Source organism: Sphingobium sp. LSP13-1-1.1, assembly GCF_040676415.1.
Taxonomy (GTDB): Bacteria; Pseudomonadota; Alphaproteobacteria; order Sphingomonadales; family Sphingomonadaceae; genus Sphingobium.
Genome location: NZ_JBEGHU010000036.1, coordinates 1 through 4,500, shown reverse-complemented (window position 1 = coordinate 4,500; position 4,500 = coordinate 1). Strand labels below are relative to the sequence as shown.

The 4,500-nt window shown below is 61.1% G+C and carries 2 protein-coding genes; both read right to left on the bottom strand.

Annotation, left to right across the window (positions count from 1 at the left end; all coding sequences use genetic code 11):
• Positions 1 to 1,985, bottom strand: a 1,985-nt coding sequence (locus tag MRBLSP13_RS17260) for a molybdopterin-containing oxidoreductase family protein (RefSeq protein ID WP_363755740.1), incomplete at its 3' end; no start/stop codon positions are given.
• Positions 1,986 to 2,310: 325 nt separating this feature from the next.
• Positions 2,311 to 4,500, bottom strand: a 2,190-nt coding sequence (locus MRBLSP13_RS17255) for a TonB-dependent receptor (protein WP_363755738.1), incomplete at its 5' end; no start/stop codon positions are given.

Below are 4,500 nucleotides of genomic sequence, written 5' to 3'. Positions count from 1 at the left end.
GAGATCACGCCCGGACGCATCGTCTCGTCCGCCTCGGCGATCGCGGTGATCTTGCCGACATCGGATTCCAGTTCGATGTGATCGCCATTCTCTATGCCCAGCTCAGCCATGTCGGCCGGATGGATATAGGCTGGATTGAACTTCGCCCTCGCCCGGACGCTCGGCATGCCGATCGTGCCGACGCTGTTGAACATGTGGCGCATCCGGCGGGAGCTGACGAGGTGGGTGAACTTCCTGCCCTTGCTGACAATATTGTCGGGCGTGATGGCATAGGCCAGCGCCTCTTCGAGCTCGCCCCTCACGTCGGCGGGCATCACGTCGAATTTGGCCGTGCCTTCCGGGCGAGGCGCCGCCACCCGCTCGGACGCGAACGGGAAGGAATTGCCGCTCGGATATTGCTTCATCTCGTCGAGCTTCACCCGGCCATCGGCGGCGCGAATGGCAAGCAGGTCGTCGGTGGTCACCGTGTCGAGGTCGATCTTGGTCGTGTGATTGTATTCGATCTCCAGCCCGAGCCGCTTGGCGATGCCGGTATAGACCTGCCAGTCCTCGACCAGCTCGGACCCCGCGGGCGGCGGCACGGCGGCCGGCGTATACTGGATCCAGTTGATGGTGGTGAAGACGATGGTGGGAATGGTCAGCGGCAGGTCCGCGCGCTCGTAGGGCATTTTCGGCGGCAATATGTAATCGCAATATTGCGAGGTCTGGTGCATGAACGGGTCGATCATCACCGAGAGTTCCAGCGACTTCATCGCCTCAACGACTTTCTTCTGGCCCGGAATGGCAACGACGGGGTTGCCGCCCTGGATCAGCAGGCCGCGGATCTGTCCCTTGCCCGGAGTAAGGATCTCGTCGGGAAGCGTTCCGCTCATTTCCTCGCGGTTGAGCAGCGTTCCAACGCCGCGGATGCGGCTCGGCGGGACATGCTCCCAGGTGCGCGAGGGCGGGATCACTTCCGGATAGATCGGCGCCTCGGGGCTGAGCATCTCGACGAGCGTGGTGTCCCCTTCGCGCAGGAAGCGTCCGCACACGACGTTCATGGCGTCTGCCAGATGCTGGGCCACGTTCGAGTTCGGCCCGAAATTATTGCCCGTCCCCGTGGAAACCGGCCCGCGCTTCGAATCGCGCGCGAACATCTCGGTGGCGGCGCGCAGCTGGCCCTCGGGCAACCCGGCGCGGTGCGTCACCATCTCCTCGTTGAACGGCTCGACCGCCTCGCGCAGCGCGGCCATGCCCTCAGGGCCGACATAGCGCTCGCAGAACTCCTTGTCCTCCCAGCCTTCGGCCAGGATCATGCGGATCATGCCCGCGGCGATCGTCGCGTCGTGCCCCGGGATCGGCTGGAGGTGGATGTCGGCATAGCGCGCCGTTTCGGTCAGCCGGGGATCGATGACGATGAGCTTCATGCCCCGCGCCCGCGCCGCCTTCATCGTGCGGACCGGATCGGCCATCAGGAAGTTGAGCGATGCGTGCGAGATCAGCGGGTTGCTGCCGAAGACCATCATCACATCGGCGGTATCGAAGCGCTGCGGGCCGGCTGCCCAGAAACCCATGCGCTCATAGGTAATCATCTTGGCGGACTGGTCGAGCGTATTGGTGGTGAAAAAGTGCCGCGATCCCACCGCCTGCATGAACGGCAAGTGGATCGAGAAGGCGGCGGAGTTGAAGTTCGCCCCGTTGCCGATGAACAGGCCCAGCGCCTCGGGACCGTCACGGTCGATGATCACCTTCATCTTCTCGGCAATCTCATCGAGCGCCTGCTCGATCGAGATGCGCGCGAAGGTGCCGTCCGGCTGGCGCTTCAGGGGATGCAGCAGGCGTTCGGGGCTATATTGCGCTTCGTGACTGTGAATGCCCTTGAAGCAGGCATAGCCGCGGCTCATCGCGTTGTTCTCGTCGCCGCGAATGCTGACGATCCGGTCCTCATCGTCAATAGTCAGTTTCGTACCGCAGCCAGCAGTGCAAGTTCTGCAAAAGGATGTCACCGTACGCAAGATCAGTCTCCTGGACCATAATCGTCAAAGCGCGGCACCTTATTAACATTGGCGCCGTCGCTCTGAAGTTTTAAGTATTTCGCACACAGGGCACCGATCTGATGAACGATCATGTCCTGTGATCGATGAATTCCTGAACAGGAATGACCAAAGCTCGACAAGTATCCCTCATCAAGCTTTGGTGTACCCGTTCATTACCTTAGAGCGATTTCCAAACGATTGGAACAGATCGCTGCGCAAGAATCCCGGAATGCAAGGAATCAAGCGCAGCGGCCTAATTCAATCAGATCGAACCCGCTCTCAAGGCTCGTATTATTCATAGTTCGTAGCGCAGCGAAATTCTCCAGGTCCTCGGGCGGTTGTACGATTCATGCATGCAGCCGCAGAAGGTCGCCAGATCGAACCCGATCACGTTGACCCGCTTGTCGAAGATGTTGTCGAGCGAAGCAGCCGCGGTGAACTGGGGCGTGAGCTTCCACTCCACATTGGCGGCGGTCAGGATATAGCCCTTCGTGACTTCCCCGGTGAAGTTGCGCAGGTTGTTGAAGAACCGCCCGGTGTAGTTGGCATTTGCCGACAGCGAAATCGCATCGTTCGCAATGGGCGGTGTCCAGCTCACGATCGCCGAGAACTGCTCGCGGGGCGCGAAGGCAGGCTCGGTGTCCTTGACAATGGCCGGCGCGGTAGCCGTGGCGGGTGCGGTGACAACATTCTTCACCTTGGGCCGGAAGACGGACGCGCCAAGGTTGACCAGAAGCCGGTCCGTTGGCTTGATCTGGAGGCTGCCTTCGATGCCGTAGTTGGTCGCCGGGCTGTTCGTGACCAGACCCGACGAGTTTACGAACAGGAACGCCTGGTAGTTCTTGTAGTCATAATAGAAGGCCGCGAGATTGGCGACGACTGCGCCATCCAGCAAGGTCGCCTTCACGCCCGCTTCGTAGGACCACAGCGTTTCGGGTCCGTAGGCCATCTGGGATTCAAGAAGCGGGAGGCTGCCGTCCTGGTACTTGGCGTTGTAGGCCCCGCCCTTCACGCCGCGATTGACGCCGACATAGACAAGGGTGTCGGAGTTCGGCCGATATTCGAGCTGGAGCTTGCCGGCCCACAGGTTGTTGCTCCGCTTGTTGCGATAGGGATCGAAGATCAGCGTGCCATCGGCCTTCTGATAGGCCGGCAGCGGAGCCAGTTCGACGCTGTCGATATAATAGTCGCGATCATTCTGGATCAGGGCCGAACGGTAGGAATAGCTTTGATGTTCGAAGATGATTCGTCCGCCGGCAACCAAAGTCAGCTGCGGAGCGAATTTCCATTCGACCTGGGAGAAGAGCGAGAAGGACTGCGTCTTGAGCTGGTTGAAGTTGATCAGGTCCCCGCCGCCCGGAGGCAAGCCAAGGGGATTGACCAGGATCGACCCCTCGGGAACAAGGAACCCGCTGGCGTCCTTGGCATTGAGGTTCAGATAATAGGCGCCTGCACTCCAGTTCAGGCTGTCACTTTTCCCGGACAACCGGAGTTCCTGCGAAAACTGCTGGGTGTTTGCATCGCTGGCGACGCCCAGGAAGTTTACCGGCACCAGTGCGGTGTCAGTCAGGAACGACTTCTTCAACTGCTTCCAGTCGGTGATCAGGGCCACATCGACCGCACCGATCGACCCGTCGATGTGCAGGGCCGCGTTGTAGGTCTGCATCCGGTTGCGGTCGTCAAGCGCCATCGCCTGGGAGATGTAGTTGTTGTCGCGCGGCTGCTGAGTGGCGCCCAGAACCGGGTCCGTTTCGGGAAGCCTGATCGTATCGATCAACTGGCCGTCGCTGTTGAACACCGGCGCCGCGGGGAAGGACTTGTACGGGCTGGTCGACGCGATGCTGCGCAGGGCCGAACCCTGCACGCGGATCTTCCAGTCACCCGTTTCGTACTGGAGCTGCAACCGCCCGCCGAGGGTGTTGTCGTTCCAGGTGTTCTCGCAGCAGCGGGCAGGCACAGGACCGGGCGCGCTGTTTCCAACCGGATAGATGTTCTTGAAGATCGGATCCTGGCGATTGTACAGGATCGTGGCGCGGCCAGAGAAGCCATTGCCCAGCGGGCCGCCGATACCCGCTTCAAGGCGGGTCTGGTTGAACCGGCCATAGGTCGCGTTCGCGTTGATCGAAAGCTGGTCGGTCGGCTTGCGCGGAATGAAGTGGACCAGGCCGCCGGTGGCATTGCGTCCGAACAGGGTTCCCTGCGGCCCCTTCAGAATTTCCACGCGCTCAAGGTCGAAGGTGCCGAAGATCTGGCCGCTGAGGCTGCCGATATAGCCATCGTCGAAGTAGACCGCGACCGGGCCTTCGAGCACGTCGCTGAAGTCGTTCTGGGTGACGCCGCGGATGGTATATTGTGCGGTCTGGCCACCGAAATTGCCCGAAACGTGGACGCCCGGCGTAATGCGGCCAATGTCGATGCTGCTCGTCACGCCAAGCCGGGCCAGCTGCTCACTCCCCAGGGCGGTGATCGAGATGCCGACATCCTG